Here is a 17,688-nt window from a genome sequence, read left to right on the forward strand (position 1 = left end):
ATTCCTGTTTCGCGGAACAAACTTCATCTGGCACCAGATCGGACGCGGAGCCGGCTTGAATTTGTGTAAGCGCTCCCCTTCATCTGCCCGGAAGCGCAGATGAGCTGCGGCATCTCCACGGAACTCCGGAACACTGCCTGCGCGGCGCCGGCCTGCTTTTCATCGACGCGGGCCATCACCAGAACGACACCCTCTGCAATCTTCGGCTTGCCCGGCTTTTGGGCAAAATTGGCCAGCGTTCCGAGAAGCCCGCCGGCAAAGCCGCCCCACGCCGTACCGACCAGGGCCATGCCGGTCATCCCCGCAGGATCGATGCCCTGAGCTCCAAAAGCGCCAAAGCCGGCTAGCAGACCGGCCGCCGCGCCAAGGACGGCACCGACCCCCGGACCCCGCCAGAGAGCGCTCATCTCATCCTTGTAAGATCCGACAACGCTAATCGGTTCATTGTTGTCGTTGTAAGATCCGACGACACTGATCTGCCGGCGACGAATCCCGGCCGCCTGAAGCGCGGCGACGGCCCGTGCTGCCTGGGCATGGGAATCGAACAGTCTGCTGATCGTTTGCATTTACACCCAAGCCCGCCGTTCGTTCGGAGCGTCGGGCCCTCTCCTCCCTGGCATTGAGCTCTTCGCTGGCACGCATCTTCATCGCGCCAAGACTCACCACAACGTGAGCCAGCTGGAGACGTTCCTGTGCCGGGGCTTCGGTCCATTCCTGGAGCGTCTTGCTTAGGACCTAAGTCTGACCTGCTTGAGAGCAGCGGTCAGTGAGGCCACGCCGACCGGGGAGTGGCTGTCGGGTCGAAGAGAGGCTACCGCAGACCCAAAAAGCTCAAAATGGCGATTACGATCACGATGGCGCCGACCAGCCAGATAATGTTGTTCATGCTTACGCTCCTTCGCCTCCGGGCCGGGCACACCCCGGGGCGAAGCCCGCCACGCGAGTAGAACATTAGATGTGGCTAAAGGTTCTCTCGCGGGCCTCGCTGTCGAAAGGGCCCGCCGCACCAGTCGGCACGGCGGGCGACGCAGAGTTTCACCGGGTGGTGAGCAGCAGACGGCGTTGCCTCCAAGGCTCAGCGGACGCTTCGGGACCAGTCATCTACCTGGCGCTCTGCCTCTTCCTTGGCGATCCCATATCGCTCCTGGATCCGTCCTAAGAGCTGGTCTCGGTTGCCCTCGATCCGATCAAGATCATCGTCGGTGAGGTCCCCCCACTGCTCTTTCGCCTTGCCTTTGAACTGTGTCCATTTTCCCTTGATTTGATCCCAGTTCATATGTTCCTCCTTGCTTCCTGCGTGTTGTGGGCCCGCACTAAAGCGGAGCGCGGACCGATCGAGCATTTCGATCCAAACACCGAGAGGGATATCTGTCGGTGACGAATGAAGATTAGCAGCCGCTAAAAGTTCCGGGGCCGGCGCAAAAAGCCCGCCGTGCCTTCGGATGAGGGGACTTTGCCCAGATGAAGGTCGGCGCGACGCCATCCTATCCTGTTGAAGTCGCTGAGCTTCTCGCTGGGTGGCTTTGGCTGGCAAGCCTCGAAAGACTGCCCAGCAGCATTGTTCTGTCCTTGCCGATCATCAGCACGCCGCTGTCGGGTGCCAACAGTGCCGAGAACGGCAGCATCGCCGCGCCGATCGGTGAAGCCTCGGGGCCGAATTGTCCCGATACGATTTCCGGCGCCACGATGCCGATGGCGCTGATCCTGTTGAACTGGGTCTGCACCTTTGCCAGCAGCTCGAGATGGATCGGCCGCGGCAGGATGCTGTCGAGAACGATCGCCTCGATATCGATGACCGAGGTGATGGCGATGATCGCCTCGACCAGCGCATTGGCACAATCGTCGATCCATTCGGACAGCGGCTCGCGCGCCCCCGGCGGCAAGGGATCCAGTTCGCGCACACGATTGATCTCGATGCCGCGCGATTTGAGATGATTGACCAGCACATAGATCGAGGCGCGATGCAGCAGACTTTGGTAACGCGCCGGCTTGGCCGCGACCGAATCGAGGCTTGAGGGCGAAACCGGCAAAGGACCGAGCGCGGCGCTGTTGCCGTGCGGACCGGTATGGACCTTGCCGCCTTGCACCAATCCGCCGCCGACAAAGGTGTCGATCGAAATATGCATGAAGTCGCGGAACCGCGCGCCGGTCCCCTGGATGAGTTCGGCGAGTGCGGCCGATGACGCGTCGTTTTCCACGAAGACCGGGGTCTTCGGTTTTGTGGCGAAGAATGTCGTCAGATCGATTGCTTCCCAGCGGCTACCGAGGTCATCGGGAAAGCCGAGTTCCTCGCTCCAGCCGCCGAGGAAATATGGCGAGGCGATGCCGACACCGACGATGCTGGCATCGCCAAGCCCCTCGACCAGCTTATCGAAATTGGCCAGCGACATGTTGCCGGCCTTGAGCACCATGTCGGGATCCGGAAAGCGATATTCGTGCGACTCGCGCGAGCGGACCTCGCCGGCGAAGTCGACGAGGACGGCTTCCAGCGCGCGCCGGCCGATCTTGATGCCGGCGCTGTAGATGCGCTCCGGTGTAAGCCGGTAGAGAGTGGACGGCGATCCACGTTGCCCGAACCTTTTTCCCACTTGCTTTACGAATCCGGACGACTCCAGCCCGTCGACAATGGTGGCGACCGCGGCCGGCGTCAGATTTGCGGCGCGCGCCAGGTCGGACTTGGATGCCTCCTTCAGGCGGCGGATGGCATCAAGCACGAAGCGCTCGTTGTAATGCCGAACCTTGACCGAATTGCTGCCTTTTCCGGACAAAACCGGCGCCTCCCCATTCATTCTCGCGGAGCCACTCTGGCCGCCTGCAGCTTTGAAGCTGCTGCGGTCGAGCACTTCAGCTGCACCCGTGCGCGACGCGACAGTGCCCTTCGGGGCCATGGAAGTCAATTTTCCAGTTGCGGCGTTAAGCCATTTAATATAGCAAATTTAAAAACAGGACCAGGGAGGAAGGGTGCTGCACTTGGGCGCATTAGGCGAAGCCGATGCCATAGTGAAGAGCGACGTGGCTGTCCCCGTCGCCCTGGTTCAGGCGACAAAGGCCTTCGGCGGCACGATTGCCCTCAAGGACGCGTCCTTCGAATTGCGCTCAGGCGAGGTGCTGGCTCTGCTTGGCGAAAACGGCGCCGGCAAGAGCACCTGCGTGAAGCTGCTGGCCGGCGTGTATCTTCCTACCGGCGGCCATATCGAAGTCGATGGCAAGCCTGCGGTCTTCCATTCGCCGCACGACGCCCAGGCTGCCGGTATCTCGGTCATGCACCAGCATCCCGGTCTTTTTCCGGATCTTTCGGTGGCGGAAAACATCTATCTCGGCCATATGCCGCGCGACCGCTTCGGCGGCATCGACAACGCCGCCATGTTTGCCGGCGCCCGCAAGGTGCTGGCGACGGTCGGCCTCGACGTGCCGGCCGAAACACGGCTCGGAACGTTGCGCACCTCCGAACAGCAACTGGTCGAGATCGCCCGCGCCTTGTCGCTCGACGCGCGGGTGCTGATCATGGACGAGCCGACGGCCGCCCTGTCGCAGCGCGAGGTCGAGCGGCTGTTCACCGTCGTCGCCGATCTGCGGCTGCATGGCGTGGCGATGATGTTCGTCGGCCACCGCATGGACGAGATCTTCCGCATCGCCGACCGCATCGCGGTGCTGCGCGACGGGCGCCTCATTGGCGTCAAGCCGAAGGCCGAGCTTGGCCGCGCCGCCGCCATCGGCATGATGGTCGGCCGCGAGGTGACCGACCTCTATCCGGAAAGAAACCACGCCACCGGCGCGCTGGTGCTGGAGGCGAGGGGGCTTTCGCACGCCGGCGGCTTTTCCAACATCGACCTCAAGCTCCACGCCGGAGAGGTGCTCGGGCTCGGCGGCCTGGTCGGCAGCGGGCGGACCGAGATCGCGCGCGTGCTGTTCGGCATCGAGCAGCCGGATGCCGGCGAAATCCTGATCGACGGCGAAGCTGTGCGCTTCGCATCGGCACGCGACGCGATGGATGCGCGCATCGCCTATGTCTCGGAAGATCGCATGGGCCAGAGCCTGGTGATGGATTTTTCTATCCTCGACAACGCGGTGCTGCCCGTCCTCGACAAGGCAGCTCGCTCCGGCTTCTACGGCACGGACCGCGCGATCGATCTGGTTTCGGACTGGCTGAAGCGGATGAAGCTTCGCTTCTCCGGCTACGGGCAGCCGGTAAAGGAACTGTCCGGCGGCAACCAGCAGAAGGTGGTGTTGGCCAAATGGCTGCGCACCGAGCCGCGCGTCCTCATCCTCGACGAGCCGACGCAAGGCATCGATGTCGGCACCAAGGCGGAAGTGCATGCGATGATCGCCGATCTTGCCGCACAGGGCATGGCTATCATTCTGATCTCCTCGGAAATGCCCGAGCTCATCGGCATGTGCGACCGCATCATCGTCCTGCGCGAAGGCCATCGGACGGCCGAATTTGCCAGGGGCGAAGCCACCCAGGAAAAGGTGCTGGAAGCAGCTACGAAGGCCGGTGAAAGCGCCGGCCCGGCAGCGCAGGGCGCCAGCGAGGAGAACAGAAAAGGACCGCTCGACATACTGAAGCGGCGGGAGTTCGGCCTGCTCGCCGCGATGCTGGCGGTCGCCATCCCGGTTACCATTATCAACCCGCGCATGGTGAGCGCGGCAAACCTGACCGCCGTGTCGATGGATGCCGCCCTGTTGGTAGTCGCAGCACTCGCTCAGATGCTGGTGCTGATCACCCGCAACATCGACCTTTCGATCGCCGCGGTGATTGGCCTGTCGGCTTACATGGCGGCCAGCATGGTCCAGGCCTATCCAGGGCTCGACATCGGCATCGGCCTCGTAACCGCATGCGCGGTCGGTGGTGTCGCTGGCCTGATCAACGGCCTCGTCGTCACCAGGGGAAAGATCCCGGCCATCGTCGTCACGCTGGCCTCGATGTCGATCTTCCGCGGCTTCAACTCGATCTGGGCAGCCGGCGACCAGATCAGCGCCGACGAAGTAACGCAAGCCTGGCTCGACATGACCGGCCTGAAGATCGCCGGCGTGCCGCTGATCGTCGTCATCGCGATCGTTATCCTGTGCTTGGGTTACGTGCTGCTCTATCGCACGGCCATCGGGCGCGAATTGTTCGCCGCCGGCTCCAATCCGGACGGCGCGCGTCTTATCGGCATCCCCGTCGACCGGCGCATTCTGCTGGCCTTTGGCATGGCCGGCCTGCTCGGCGGCTTGTGCGGCGCGCTGTGGGCATCCCGCTATGCGACCATCGATGCCCGCGTTGCGCTCGGGTTCGAACTCACCGTGATCGCGTCGGCGGTGGTCGGCGGCGTCGCCATCCGCGGTGGTTCGGGCACGCTGCTCGGCATCATCCTCGGAGCGCTCACGCTGCTGGTCATCAAGAACGGGCTGACGCTGGTGCGCGTCGACCCGCTGTGGCTGCAGGGCGTCTACGGCCTGGTGATCCTGGTCGCCATCGGCATCGACGCCTTCATCGTGCGGCGCGCGGAGCAGGCAAGACAGGCGAGGGCGAGATGAAAAAGTTCCTTCGTTCGATCGACTTCTGGGATCTGCTGCTGGCGACCTCTTGCGCGGCCATCTTCCTCTATGCGGCGATCTTCGTGCCGAATTTCGCTTCCGGCTTCAATCTCTCGCAACTGGCCGCCAGCGCCTCGGAAAAGGCATTGCTGATCCTGCCGATGACGCTGCTCATCATCACCCGCGAAATCGACCTGTCGATCGCCTCGGTGCTGGCGCTGACGTCCGTCGTCTTTGGTTTGCTGGTCCAGGCCGGCGTGCCGACGCTTGCCGCAATCCCGCTGACGCTCGTCGCCGGCGGCCTGCTTGGCGCTTTCAACGGCTATCTGGTCTCGCGCCTTGGACTGCAGTCGCTGGTTGTGACGCTCGGCACCATGGCGCTCTATCGAGGCATTGGCTACATCCTGCTCGGCACCGGTTCGGTCAACATCCTGCCGCCTGCGGTCGTGGATTTCGGCATCAACAACCTGCCGGGCACCGAGATACCGTGGACCATCGTGCCCTTCCTGGTGCTGGCGCCGATGTTTGCGATCGTGCTGCAGAAGACGCCGACCGGCAAGCGCATCTACGCGCTCGGCGGCAGCCCCGAAGTGGCGCGCTATTCCGGCATAAACACGCGCCGGATGGTCCTGAACCTGTTCGTCGTCTCGGGCGTCGTCGCCGCCATCGCCGGCATCGTCTATACTGCGCGCCTCTCCAACGCCCGCGCCAACAATGCGCTCGGCATGGAGCTCGACGTCATCACCATCGTGCTGCTCGGCGGCGTCAGCGTCTTTGGCGGCAAGGGCCGCCTGACCGGCGTCATGCTGGCGTTGGTCCTGATCGCCATCATCCGCAATGTGCTAGCGCTCAACCAGATCGGTGGCGACGCACAGGGCATGATCATCGGCCTGCTTCTGATCGGCTCGCTGCTGGTCGGCAATTACTGGCGCTCCACACAGGAGATGCTCAGCAGATCCCGCGCAATGCGCGAGACCAAGGGGTGATCTCGGGCCCCTTCCTTCAAGCCCGAATTTTAAACGGAGGAGTCACAATGAAAGCGTTTAGATTAGCCCTGCTCGCATCCGCGGTTCTGCTCGCGCCAACCTCGCTGGCGTTCAGCCAGGAATGCGCCAAGGAACCCGTAACGGTCGGTTTCCTGCCCAAGCTCGACACCGACCCCTACTTCAAAGTGGCCTTTGGAGGCGCACAAGAGGCAGCCAAGGAAATTGGCGGCACCGCTACGCAGGTCGCCCCATCGCAGGCGACTGCCGAGGCGCAGATCGAATTCATCAACAGCCTCGTGTCGCAGAAGGTTGGGGTCATCGCAATTGCCGGCAACGACGCCAATGCCGTCGCGCCTGCGCTGAAGCGCGCCGTTCAGCAGGGCGTCAGGGTGATTTCGTATGACTCCGATGTGGCCGCCGATGCCCGCGCGGTGTTTGTCAATCAGGTGAAGGGCGACAGTCTCGCCGAGATGATGCTGGAAAGTGCATTCGCCCTCAGCGGCGGTGAAGGCGAATTCGCGATCCTGTCGTCGACGCCGACGGCGACCAACCAGAACGCCTGGATCGACTTCATGAAAGCAAAGATGGCTGCCGAGCCGAAGTTCTCCAAGATGAAGCTGGTGCAGGTGGCCTATGGCGAAGAAAGCGAACAGATCAACCAGCAACAGGCGTTGGCGCTGGTCCAGGCGTTTCCCGATCTCAAGGTGATCATCGTCCCGGCAGGAATTGGCCTTCCGGCGGCCGCGCGTGCACTCGAGGAGGCGGGCATGATCGGCAAGGTCAAGCTGACCGGCCTCGCGCCGGCCACTCTGATCTCGAAATACATCAAGGACGGAGCGGCTCAGGATATCTGGTGGAACGTCACCGATCTTGGCTATCTTACCTATCAGACAGCCCAGGCGTTTGCGCAGTGCAAGATCACCGGCAAGGAGGGTGAGAAGTTCACAGCCGGCCGGCTCGGCGAATACACGATTGGCGCCGGCGGCGAACTGATCCTTGGTCCGGCCAAGATCGTGACCCCCGACAATCTGGCCGAGTTCAAGTTCTGATCCTGTAGCGCTCAAGCTCCGGCGGGGCGCCGGGTCCATCCGGCGCCCTTCCCTAAAACCTCTCGAATGAAAACAGTGCGGGGGCGGCAATGAACATATTGCTTGCAGGCGAGACCTTTGCGGCGACGACGTCGGTCGCCATCGGCAGTGATGTGCTTACAAGTGCGACCTCGACAAATGGCGCGACGGCCTTCAATGCCGCGCTGGCCGCCGAAGGCATCGCCGTCACGCAGATCGGCGGCGAGCGCTGCGCCGCGGAATTTCCCTATGACCTCGATGCGCTCGCCCAATACCAGGCGGTGGTGATCTCCGATGTCGGCGCGCTGACATTGCTGGTCACGCCGGATGCCCGCGCTGGGCGTGTCGGCGTCAACCGCCTCGATGTGCTCAAGGCCTATGTCGAAGCTGGCGGCGGGCTGATGCTGGCCGGCGGCTACATGGGCTTTCAGGGCATGTTCGGGACGGCGCGGTTCCACGACACCCCGGTCGAGGACGTGCTGCCGGTCCGCTGCCTGCCCTTTTGCGACGGCATGGAGGTGCCGCAAGGCCTGCAGGCCTCCATCCTGCAGTCGTCGCACCCGATTTTTTCCGGGGTCGAGGGGCCGTTGCCGCCGATCCTCGGCATGAACAAGCTTGAATTCAGGCGCGACGGTTCGTGCCAGCTTCTGGCGACCTGCCATTATCGCGGCACCGACTGGCCGCTCCTTGCCGTTGGCAGCCATGGCCGCGGCCGAACGATTGCCTGGGCAACCGATATCGGCCCGCATTGGCTCTCGCAGGATTTCCTCGGATGGCCGTTCTACGGAAAACTGATGGCGAACATGGTCCGTTGGCTCGCCGGCAATGAATGAGAAAGCCGGATACCGGGTTTGACCAGTGCGGTTGCCCAATCCTCAACGAAAGGCGAGGCCATTAACCATGCGTTTCAGGACGGAAGTGGCTCATAGACTGAAACCCCGACATATCGATCGTATGAGCCACGATCTTTCTCAGGAAGCTTGTCTCGGGTTACGCGCAATGTGAATCCCCCATGCAAGTGCCCCTCGTCGAGAACCATCCAATCGAAAATATCGTCGCCTTCAAATGCAAGTCGCTGGCCGACCTGATGCCATTTCTGAAGCTCGGGTGGCACCTCGAAAAATGTACCCGAAAATAGCCGCTCCTCGGCATGATAGTGCACGGCGGTAAGCCAAAGGAAAAGAAAGCAGTCCTCCCCAAGACGTTCTTCGTCGGGATCGCGAAAGCGAAGCTTCGCAGAACACAGGGCATCTGCATTCCTCTCTATATGTTCGATAAATGTCGGCACACTCGCAAGCGCTCGGTCGTAAGCAGCCAGGAAGGGGGGGTCTGTTTGCGAGTTAGCCACGAAGAGTGGCTCATCCCGCGGTTCGTCGAATTTATCGTTCGATTGAGATTTTTCGCTCATAAAAGACCTCTTGGAGTAATTTTGAAAGCTCGACGACCTGCGAGATCAATCGCTCTTCCCACATCTGCGTTCGCTGCTCATCGGAAAGCACTCGCGAGGCGGTGTCGCAGCATCAGCCGAAGAGCCCTCTCACGCCACCGACCAACCGCCGTCCACCAATATATTCGCCCCCGTAATCAGCGACGCTGCCGGCGAGGCGAGGAACACGACGGTGCCCGCGACGTCGATCGGGTCGCCGATGCGGCCGAGCGGGATGTGGCCGAGCACATGCGCATGGAACTTCGGATCGTCGAGCGAAGGCCGCGTTCCGTCGGTCCAGATGAAGGTCGGCGCGACGCTGTTGACGGTGATCTTGTGCTGCGCCCATTCGGCGGCCAGGCAGCGCGTCAAATGGTTGATCGCCGCCTTGGTCATGCAGTAGATCGCCTCGCCCTTCAGCGTCACCGTGCCGGCCTGCGAGCTGATGTTGATGATGCGCCCGGATTGTTGCACGATCATCAGCCGTGCGACCGCCTGCGTGGTGAAGAACGTGCCCTTGAGGTTGACGTTGACGGTGAGGTCGAAATCCTCTTCCATCACGTTCTCGGCCAGGTTTTCTGGCCCGAGCCCGACATTGTTGACGAGAACATCGATGCGGCCGAAGGCGGCGTGGGCATCGGCGACGGCCTTTCGCACCGTTGCCAGGTCGGTCAGATCCATTTGCAAGGCAAGCGCGCGCCGGCCCATGCGTTCGATCTCGGCGGTGAGATCCGCGCCGTCGGCAGTGTTGCGCACGCCGACGATCATGTCGGCGCCCGAGCCGGCGCAGGCGAGTGCGCAGGCGCGGCCGATGCCGCGCGAGGCGCCGGTAACCAGCACCACCTTGCCGGCCAGATCGAATTTCGGCGTGAACTCATTTGTCATGCAGTTCCACCTTCTTCTTCAAATCGGACCGGCTGCCGTGTCGAACCGAATAGGCTCGCGTGAATTCGGCGCCCAGCAAAAATACCTCGGCCGAATAATAGACCCATAACAGCACGACGAGCAGGGCACCGGCTGCGCCGTATGACGAAGCGATGGCGCTGGTTCCGATATACCAGCCAATCAGCGACTTGCCGATGGTGAACAGAAACCCGGTTACGACCGCGCCGATGCCGACATCGCGCCATTGCAGGCTGCGGTCGGGCAGCACCTTGTAGATTGCGGCAAACAGCAGCGTGATCAGGGCAAACGAGACAATCCCGTTGATGGCGCTCAGGATGATGGTGCCAAACGGCAGATAGGCATTGATGACCTCTCCGAGCGCCGAAATTGCAGCGCTTACGACCAGCGACACCAGAAGCAGGAAGCCGAGCGCCGCGACCAGGCCCAGGCTTGCAATGCGTGCCCGCACCAGCCGTGAAATCGATGCTCCGCTCGATTGCACCTTCCAGATTTCATTCAGCGCAAGCTGCATTTCGCCGAACACGCCGGATGCGGCAACGAACAGCGTGACCAGCCCCAGAATGCTGGCAACGATTCCCGTTTTTTTCTGCGAGGCGTTTTCGATCGTCGCTTGCAGGAGCTCGGCACTTTGCGGCCCCATCAGGCCGGCGATCTGGGCCGAAAGCGCGAGTTGCGCCGCCTCGTGCCCGAAGGCCATGCCGGCGATTGCGACAACGATAAGCAGGATCGGCGCAAGCGAAGTCGTGGCATAAAACGCTATCGCCGCCCCACGGCTCAGCGCATTGTCGTTGACGAAGCCGAGGATGCTCTGCCTGAGGAGTACCCAGCCCTCCGTCGCCAAGTTCCACATGTGGGCCTCGCATGCTTGTCATTAAACAAGTAGCGGCGAGATAGAGGTGGGCGAGGGGTAGTAGGGCCGGAAACGGGCGCAAGCAGGACGGCTGCTGCGGTGCGGAACTTTGATGTCGGCGGGACAGAGGCGGCGCGAAGGATCGCTACTGAGCGGCATTGCAGAGCCCATGACAACAACACGTCTTGCCCAAACAGTTGCCACGCGTCGGCCATCATGCTGCCCGCAAGCAGAAGGCGATGGCCGAAGAAGCTATTGCCGCCTGCCAGCATGCGCTCGTCATCTTTCGGGATGGCAAGATGGGCGACCTTGCCGCCGGCTCTGAAAAAAACCTTGCCGAGGCGCAGGCGTTGCTGGCCGAATTGCGGTAGCCCGCGAGAAAACCGACGCAGCCCCTTTCGTGGATCCGCTCACCCCTTATTGTGTAAGGCTATTGGACGCGCTCACGATCCAACCAATGGAACTGTGACAGTCGTCCCATAATTTATCGGATACCGATCGAAGTACGGGAACTCGATAACGAAAGCATACCTGGCCGTGAGATGGGCCATGCGAAAGCCGCCGCTTGGCGCGTCGATTGCTATTGTTACATCGACGTCGCTCAATCCCAAACTCAGCAGTTTCGCTGTGGCTAGGGCTTCTATTTCGGCTTCAGTCAGCGAGTTCTTCATTTGCAGCGCACGTGAGGACGTTTCCAGCGTATACCGAACACTCGACATGGCATTCAGAGCCCAGCCGAATGCGAAAACGCCGATCAAAAGCATTATCAGAAAAGGCGCGATTAGCGCGAACTCCAATGCAGCTCCGCCTGATGCATCACGCGTGAAAGCTCTCCTTTTAGCGGACACGAATCACCTGTTGATGATTGAGCCCGCGCGTGAACTCGCCAAAACTGAAGGGCGCTGACCAGGTGGCTGTCGCCTGTATTACAACGAATACCGAGGGAACTTTCAAAGTGTCGCACAGGATAGACGGATCGGCCACGATGTTCCCGCACATGTATTTCCGGCTCAGTGTCACCTGCGCGTCATCAGGACGGTTTTCCCAGCTCGAAAGAGCGACGGCCTGGGTAGCTGCATCGTTGACTGCTCCTTGCATCACGAGGTTCGCCGCCGTTTTCACGCCTGCACGCATCGACAACGCGCTTGATACAAAAGACCAGCCGTCAATGATGGCAAGAAGTACCAGGCAAAGGATCGGCACAACCAGCGCAAACTCTACCGCAGCAATACCCGAATCGCTCCGGAAGATCCGGACTGATAGCCATTCCACGAACATTACTCGACAAGCTGAACGGTTTGCGTGGCCGGAATGTCTCGCATTCCAAGGCTGGTGCAATCCTGATTGACGTTCGCGTTGCCGGACCACTGCACGGTACTGGCGACGACCTGAGTGCAACCACCTTTGCCCGAGAAATTGCCGAGGTAATTGACATCCTGTGTTGGAAAATACAAAGCGCCGGTCAAAAGCGAATCTGCCGTGCCATTAAACGTGTTCGATCCAGTCAGGTTAGCTTTGTCGCCGTAAAACAGCACCCCCGAATAGGTGCCTGACGTCGGTGCGCTGAGCTTGACGGTGGCCGTGCCGTTCATGCTGACGCCGGAGCTGCCGGCCAGATAGATGATGACTCCCTCGCCTGAAATATTTGCATTCGAGTTCGCTTTGAAATCTCCTCCCTGAATGACGTATACCCCGGGCGAGAGCGTTACATTGCCGCTCAAGCTGAGCCCCCTGCAGTATGTTCCAGGTTGCAACGTCGACTGATTGCTGTTTTGACAGGGGTTCGTGGCCGGTGGCGCCGGCAAGTCGGCAAAAGGATCGGCAGCGGGCAACGCCTGGGTTATCGGGCTGGCGCACACGGTCGTCACGGGGTTGCTCAACGAAACACCGCCTGCCGATATCAGGCAATCGACCTGAAGGCTTGCCGATCCCTGAAGCTTGATGGCGTCCGCGGCTATCGAATTCGACATCACGACGCAGCCGGTCAGTTTGAGGTTCGAACTGCCTGAAAAGAGCGCCGCTTTCGGAGCGGAAGGATTGAGCACCGTAAGGCAGGCCTTTGAAGCATCCGTGATAAGAGCCACCGCCCTTGCCTGTGCGCCAACCGCGTTTTGAGTGAATATCGACGTAAAAAACCGATCGAGGTTCTGGTGAACGATCACCTCAACCGCTTTTTTCCCGACATTTGGACCGGCTGACGGGGGCGTGAAGATCTCGATTGTACCTGCTGACGGTTTCCAGCCGTTCGTGGTCGCTGACGTTGTCGCGGCGGAGACAATCGTTGGCTTGTCGGATCCTGAAACCTTTTCCAAAGCGCCAGCATAGGCTGCCGCATCCGCCACCGCTTGTAGCTTCAGGCCGCTGTAATACCAGTAGGAAGTCTCAACGCCGAGACCCGCGCCGCCGACGACAATCGGCAGAGACAGGGCAAAAATAGTAGCAACGTTGCCACTCCTGCCGGTTCGTCGCATGCGGAAAAAACGCCTGAAGATACGGGCACGCCAGTCCATTCCTCATTTAAGTCGGGATGCATAAAAGAATGACTAAGAATTTCCGTCCATTTCTTGGCTGTGATCCATTCAAACGGCGCTTAGCGGTTCTGCTCCACTCGTTTCGCCGGTTGAATCGGTGCCCTGAGAGGCTTTTCTAAGATCTGAGAACGCGGACGTTGGCCCAACAGGACCGTCGGTAACACTTTGGCTGGGTGCATTGTCTTCACAGGAACCAATCCGATTTTGGGGCCAAGCGCAAGAAAACGCCGCCGGCGGCCGGTTTCGTTGGCAAACCGTTACCGTTCCCTGCTATTCCCGCGTCCTGATGCATGTTGCCCAAGTGCGCAGTCGTTTTGGGATAACGACATGCATAAAAACAAAGACTTAAAGCAGTGGACGCTCCAGCATGACTAATGTCGCCTTGACCGGGCTTGCCGGCGATCTTGCCAAGCGCGCCGCGGAAGGCCGCCCGGTGCGTATCGGCGTCATTGGTTCGGGCGAGATGGGCACCGACCTGGTGACGCAAGGCATGCTGATGCCGGGCATTTCGGTCTGCGCGATCTCGACCCGCCGTCCACATACGGCGCGTGACGCCATCCGCATCGCCTATGGTGACGAGGCGATGGCACGGGAGGCCGATACGCCTTCGAAGGTCAGCCAGGCGATCGAAAGCGGAAAGATCGCCATCACCTCGAACGAAATACTGGTCACCAATCCACTTATCGATGTCGTCATCGATGCCACCGGCAAGCCCGGCGTCGCCGCCGATTTCGACCTGATGGCGATGCAGCACGGCAAGCATCTGGTGATGATGAATGTCGAGGCCGACGTCACCATCGGGTGCTATCTGAAGCAGCAGGCCGACCGGCTCGGCGTCGTCTATTCGGTCGGTGCCGGCGACGAGCCGTCGAGCTGCATGGAGCTGATCGAGTTCGCCTCGGCGCTCGGCTACACCATCGTTTCGGCCGGCAAGGGCAAGAACAACCCTCTCAACCACGACGCCGTTCCCGACGACTACCGCGAGGAAGCGCTGCGCCGCAACATGAACCCGCGCATGCTGGTCGAGTTCGTCGACGGCTCGAAGACCATGGTTGAGATGTGCGCCATCGCCAACGCCACCGGGCTGGTACCCGACATTCCTGGCATGCACGGCCCCAAGGCCGACCGCGACGAGCTGGTCAAGGTGCTGATCCCGCGCGAGCATGGCGGCATCCTGTCGAAGAAGGGCGTCGTCGACTACACCGTCGGCAAGGGTGTGGCGCCCGGCGTCTTCGTCATCGTCGAGGCGACGCATCCGCGCATCATCGAGCGCATGGACGATCTGCATATCGGCCACGGCCCCTATTACAGCTTCTTCAGGCCCTACCATCTGACCTCGCTGGAAGTGCCGCTGACGGCGGCCCGTATCGCGCTTTACGGCAAGCCCGACATGGTGCCGCTGCCACGGCCGGTGGCCGAGGTCTGCGCCGTGGCCAAGCGCGATCTGGCGGCAGGCGAGACGTTCGATGCGATCGGCGAGACCTGCTACCGCTCCTGGACCATGACCGTCGAACAGGCCCGCGCCCATCGCGCCGTGCCGGTCGGCCTGCTCGAAGGCGGCAAGGTGCTGAAACAGGTGCGGAAAGGCGAATTGCTCACCGCCGACAATGCCGCGCCCGACCCCACGACCAGGTTATTCGCCTTGCGCCGGCTGCAGGACGAGATGCTGTATGGGGCGTGAGGCTCTCGACCGGTGAGCCGTCGCAATGGCCTCCGGCCGAGCGCACTGGCGTTGTCATGACGAATTCTCTATATTGTAGTGACGATGAAGGCGGAGGCGATTACATGAATCTTCAGATGATTACATGAATCTTCAGATCAGGGACCCGCGCGCACGCGAACTGGCGCGAGAGCTTGCTGCCAAACGCAAGATTTCGATGACAGAGGCGGTCATCGAGGCGCTTGAATCCGAATTGAGGCGGGAAAGCGGACGCATTCCCCTGGCGGAGCGGCTCGCTGCCATTGCCAAGGACTTCAAGGCCAAGGCAGGCCAGGGCGGTCGGGCTGTCAACAAGGATGAGATCGACGAAATGTGGGGGCATTCCTGATGTTCGTCGACACCTCCGTGGTTGTCGCGATTCTTTCAGGAGAAGAGGATGCCGGCGAGTGGAGCAACCGCATCGAGGCAGCGCCAGCAAGGATAACTTCGGCTCTAGTCGTGCTTGAAGCGGCGATGCGGCTTTCGACGATGCTTGCCGTGCCACCGGTTGTCGCCGGAGATGCGATAGAGGCGTTTCTTCGCGAGGCTGAAATCGAAATTGTGCCGATCGACGCCAGCGATGCCAAGCTCGCGTTCCAGGCATTTTCAGACTACGGAAAGTGGCGCGGACATCCCGCCCAGCTCAACTTAGCCGACTGCCTTTCTTATGCCTGCGCAAAAAGTCATGGCTCCGCATTGCTCTACAAGGGCAACGACTTTTCGCGTACCGATCTCGCGTAATCCGCAATCGGCTATTACTTCCCCAGCTCTATCGACCGCAGCCGCGCCGCTTCCACCGCCTCGGTGAGCAGGCGCGTCAGCCGGTCCTCGCCCATCAAAACGGCAAGCGCGGCAGCCGTCGTGCCGTTGGGGCTGGTCACCTGCTGCCTGAGCACGCCCGGCTCCTCGCCGCTTTCGGCGGCCAGCGATGCGGCGCCGTAGACCGTCTGCATGGCCAAGAGTTTGGCAGTCCCGGTCGGCAGGCCAGCCTTCTCGGCGGCCACGGTCAGCGCTTCGATGAAATGGAAAATATAGGCCGGCCCCGACCCGGAGACTGCCGTCACCGCATCCATCAGGCCCTCGTCGTCGATATCGGCCACTTGCCCGCTTGCCGAAAGCAGGTCGGCGACAAGGCGTTTGGTGTCGTCGGAAACCAGCCTGTTGGAAAACACCACCATCATGCCCTTGCCGATCGCCGCCGGCGTGTTGGGCATGCAGCGCACGATCGGCGCGCGGTCGCCGAGAATACCTTCGAACGTAGCGACCGGTGTCCCGGCGGCGATGCTGAGGAAGGTGGTTCGGCCATCGTTGAAGCGGATGTAGCCAGCCGTCACGTCGCGGATCACCTGAGGCTTCACCGCAATGACGACGAGGGTCGGCACGGCGTCCGCCGGGATCGTGCCAGCATCCGCGGCAGCAGCGCAGCCCAGTGCTTCGGCACGCTTGCGCAACTCGGCATTGGGCTCGACCACGAACACCGCAGCCGGAGCGAGCTTGCCGGCTTTCAGCCAGCCCGAGAGCATGGCGTAGCCCATATTGCCGCAACCGGCGAGAACAAGCCTGATCGTCATCGAAAGCCTCCCATAGAGATGGCTTCCCATAGACGTTCGCGGCAGGGCGGGGAAGCCCCTGTTGGGACTGTGATCAGGCGGAATCCCGGACTGCGATCGGTCGCAACGATACTTGCTCAGGCCAGCAACACCACCATCATCAATGAAGAAATCGCCGAGACAGATGTTCTCCTTGCGGTTGGGATGCGCATGTAGTCGCGCAGCGGCGGGGGCGGCCAATTAACCTTTTATTTCCTATGCCTGTTTAGCATCGGTTAACCAATGGGCGGTCGCTACATCCCAGCCCGAGGGGAAAGCTCCAGGAACCATGGCTTACAGGGATAATCGTGAACACTGCAGGAACGAGCGGTCCTTGCTGTCGCTCGTCGAAGCGGTGCGCGCCGAGGACGAAGCATCGCTGGTTTCGCTAGAGGACCGCGCAGGCCGGTCATGGCGCGAGGCCGCCACACGCCATCGTCTCGCCCGCTCGCGCCGCGAGGCGCGCTCCAGCCCCATCCTCTCGGCGGCCGCCGGCTCAAGCCAGCCCCATCCTGATGAGCCAGAGGGCGGCACCATACTGACGGAAGAGGCTGCAGCTGCCGATGTATTTTTCGACCCCGCTGGCTCCCTTGGCGGCCTCGATGCCGGTTCCGCTGATCGCGCCGCGTACCGGGCAGCACCGCCTCCCGCTCCGTCGGTCGAGGTCGCGCGCACCAAACGTCCAGGCGCGATCGGTGCCGTGTTGTCGGCGCTGCGCAGACTCGTGCCCGGCAGAGCGCCGGAGGAGATGACGTCCGGCGAGAATTCCGCCCCCACAAATTCCAGCGCAGCCATGCCGCCCGCCTTCTATCCACAGCCGCATTATGCCGGACAGGCACCTTATCCGCAGCAACCCGCGCCGCCGCATTCGGCCTATACTGAGGCCTGGTCGACGGAGGCAAATCAGGCTTCGGAAGCCGCCGATCAGCAAAGCCAGATCGAGGAAATCCGCGCCAGCCTGCTCGAATTCCGCGAGGCGGTTCGCGAGCTCACCGAAAACCGCACGCGTCGCCGCTATTTCTGAGCGTCGAATAAAACATGCCGGTTTCGAGTTAACGGCATGAGACGGCGCATTGGCGGGATTGCCCGGCCGGATTTTCGTGAAAATGCCGCG

General features: G+C 61.6%; 19 protein-coding genes. 9 read left to right on the forward strand and 10 right to left on the reverse strand.

Going from position 1 to position 17,688, the window contains the following annotated elements:
* Positions 1 to 23: 23 nt before the first annotated feature.
* From NKJ94_RS15820 to NKJ94_RS15830, 3 genes are all read right to left on the reverse strand, one after another.
* Positions 24 to 566, reverse strand: coding sequence for a hypothetical protein (locus NKJ94_RS15820; RefSeq protein ID WP_352526274.1), 543 nt, complete (start codon positions 564 to 566; stop codon positions 24 to 26).
* 509 nt (positions 567 to 1,075) lie between these two features.
* Positions 1,076 to 1,276: a CsbD family protein gene (locus NKJ94_RS15825; RefSeq protein ID WP_352526276.1), complete on the reverse strand. Its 201-nt coding sequence runs from the start codon at positions 1,274 to 1,276 to the stop codon at positions 1,076 to 1,078.
* A 208-nt stretch (positions 1,277 to 1,484) separates the two neighbouring features.
* On the reverse strand, positions 1,485 to 2,888 hold the full coding sequence (locus tag NKJ94_RS15830) for an ROK family transcriptional regulator (RefSeq protein ID WP_352526278.1): 1,404 nt from the start codon (positions 2,886 to 2,888) through the stop codon (positions 1,485 to 1,487).
* An 82-nt stretch (positions 2,889 to 2,970) separates the two neighbouring features.
* Between NKJ94_RS15830 and NKJ94_RS15835 the strand changes: the two genes are divergently transcribed.
* The 4 genes from NKJ94_RS15835 (at position 2,971) to NKJ94_RS15850 (ending at position 8,406) form a co-directional block, all read left to right on the forward strand.
* Positions 2,971 to 5,520 carry an ATP-binding cassette domain-containing protein gene (locus NKJ94_RS15835; protein ID WP_352526280.1) on the forward strand — a complete coding sequence of 850 codons (2,550 nt, stop codon included), beginning with the start codon at positions 2,971 to 2,973 and terminating at the stop codon, positions 5,518 to 5,520.
* Complete coding sequence (locus NKJ94_RS15840) at positions 5,517 to 6,506, forward strand: ABC transporter permease (RefSeq protein WP_352526282.1); 990 nt, start codon at positions 5,517 to 5,519, stop codon at positions 6,504 to 6,506. Before NKJ94_RS15835 ends, NKJ94_RS15840 begins: the two co-directional genes overlap by 4 nt.
* A 47-nt stretch (positions 6,507 to 6,553) precedes the next feature.
* Positions 6,554 to 7,555, forward strand: a complete 1,002-nt coding sequence (locus NKJ94_RS15845; RefSeq protein WP_352526284.1) for a rhamnose ABC transporter substrate-binding protein — start codon at positions 6,554 to 6,556, stop codon at positions 7,553 to 7,555.
* A gap of 89 nt (positions 7,556 to 7,644) precedes the next feature.
* Positions 7,645 to 8,406 (forward strand): glutamine amidotransferase, encoded by a 762-nt coding sequence (locus NKJ94_RS15850; RefSeq protein ID WP_352526286.1) that lies wholly within the window; start codon positions 7,645 to 7,647, stop codon positions 8,404 to 8,406.
* A gap of 74 nt (positions 8,407 to 8,480) precedes the next feature.
* Here NKJ94_RS15850 and NKJ94_RS15855 read toward each other — a convergent pair whose 3' ends face one another.
* The 3 genes from NKJ94_RS15855 to NKJ94_RS15865 all read right to left on the reverse strand — a co-directional run bounded on the left by NKJ94_RS15855 (position 8,481) and on the right by NKJ94_RS15865 (position 10,755).
* On the reverse strand, positions 8,481 to 8,981 hold the full coding sequence (locus NKJ94_RS15855; RefSeq protein WP_352526288.1) for a DUF2314 domain-containing protein: 501 nt from the start codon (positions 8,979 to 8,981) through the stop codon (positions 8,481 to 8,483).
* 129 nt (positions 8,982 to 9,110) lie between these two features.
* Positions 9,111 to 9,884, reverse strand: a complete 774-nt coding sequence (locus tag NKJ94_RS15860) for an SDR family NAD(P)-dependent oxidoreductase (protein ID WP_352526290.1) — start codon at positions 9,882 to 9,884, stop codon at positions 9,111 to 9,113.
* The gene (locus NKJ94_RS15865; protein ID WP_352526292.1) at positions 9,874 to 10,755 is read right to left on the reverse strand and encodes a YihY/virulence factor BrkB family protein; all 882 of its coding nucleotides are present in this window, start codon (positions 10,753 to 10,755) and stop codon (positions 9,874 to 9,876) included. The genes NKJ94_RS15860 and NKJ94_RS15865 overlap by 11 nt, the downstream gene beginning before the upstream one ends.
* Before the next feature lie 185 nt (positions 10,756 to 10,940).
* Between NKJ94_RS15865 and NKJ94_RS15870 the strand changes: the two genes are divergently transcribed.
* Positions 10,941 to 11,126, forward strand: coding sequence for a hypothetical protein (locus tag NKJ94_RS15870; RefSeq protein WP_352526294.1), 186 nt, complete (start codon positions 10,941 to 10,943; stop codon positions 11,124 to 11,126).
* A gap of 72 nt (positions 11,127 to 11,198) precedes the next feature.
* On the opposite strand, the gene NKJ94_RS15875 is transcribed toward NKJ94_RS15870, so the two are convergent.
* From NKJ94_RS15875 to NKJ94_RS15885, 3 genes are read right to left on the reverse strand one after another with little or no spacing between them, the layout of a single operon-like run.
* On the reverse strand, positions 11,199 to 11,552 hold the full coding sequence (locus tag NKJ94_RS15875) for a TadE/TadG family type IV pilus assembly protein (RefSeq protein WP_352526296.1): 354 nt from the start codon (positions 11,550 to 11,552) through the stop codon (positions 11,199 to 11,201).
* 40 nt (positions 11,553 to 11,592) lie between these two features.
* A complete protein-coding gene (locus NKJ94_RS15880; RefSeq protein ID WP_352526298.1) occupies positions 11,593 to 12,027 on the reverse strand; it encodes a TadE/TadG family type IV pilus assembly protein in 435 nt (144 codons plus the stop codon).
* 5 nt (positions 12,028 to 12,032) lie between these two features.
* Entirely contained in the window at positions 12,033 to 13,265 is a 1,233-nt protein-coding gene (locus NKJ94_RS15885; protein WP_352526300.1) for a pilus assembly protein TadG-related protein, read from the reverse strand.
* A 388-nt stretch (positions 13,266 to 13,653) separates the two neighbouring features.
* On the opposite strand from NKJ94_RS15885, the gene NKJ94_RS15890 reads away from it, so the two are divergent.
* The 3 genes from NKJ94_RS15890 to NKJ94_RS15900 all read left to right on the forward strand — a co-directional run bounded on the left by NKJ94_RS15890 (position 13,654) and on the right by NKJ94_RS15900 (position 15,726).
* Positions 13,654 to 14,967, forward strand: a complete 1,314-nt coding sequence (locus NKJ94_RS15890; RefSeq protein WP_352526302.1) for an NAD(P)H-dependent oxidoreductase — start codon at positions 13,654 to 13,656, stop codon at positions 14,965 to 14,967.
* Positions 14,968 to 15,091: 124 nt separating this feature from the next.
* Positions 15,092 to 15,334, forward strand: a complete 243-nt coding sequence (locus NKJ94_RS15895; RefSeq protein WP_352526304.1) for a type II toxin-antitoxin system VapB family antitoxin — start codon at positions 15,092 to 15,094, stop codon at positions 15,332 to 15,334.
* Complete coding sequence (locus tag NKJ94_RS15900) at positions 15,334 to 15,726, forward strand: type II toxin-antitoxin system VapC family toxin (protein ID WP_352526305.1); 393 nt, start codon at positions 15,334 to 15,336, stop codon at positions 15,724 to 15,726. The genes NKJ94_RS15895 and NKJ94_RS15900 overlap by 1 nt, the downstream gene beginning before the upstream one ends.
* Positions 15,727 to 15,740: 14 nt before the next feature.
* Here the strand turns inward: NKJ94_RS15900 and proC are convergent, their stop codons facing one another.
* Positions 15,741 to 16,556: a pyrroline-5-carboxylate reductase gene (gene proC / locus NKJ94_RS15905; protein WP_352526307.1), complete on the reverse strand. Its 816-nt coding sequence runs from the start codon at positions 16,554 to 16,556 to the stop codon at positions 15,741 to 15,743.
* Between the two features lie 352 nt (positions 16,557 to 16,908).
* Between proC and NKJ94_RS15910 the strand changes: the two genes are divergently transcribed.
* Positions 16,909 to 17,598, forward strand: a complete 690-nt coding sequence (locus NKJ94_RS15910) for a hypothetical protein (RefSeq protein WP_352526308.1) — start codon at positions 16,909 to 16,911, stop codon at positions 17,596 to 17,598.
* Positions 17,599 to 17,688 lie beyond the last annotated feature (90 nt).

Source organism: Mesorhizobium sp. M0060, from assembly GCF_040323155.1.
GTDB lineage: Bacteria > Pseudomonadota > Alphaproteobacteria > Rhizobiales > Rhizobiaceae > Mesorhizobium.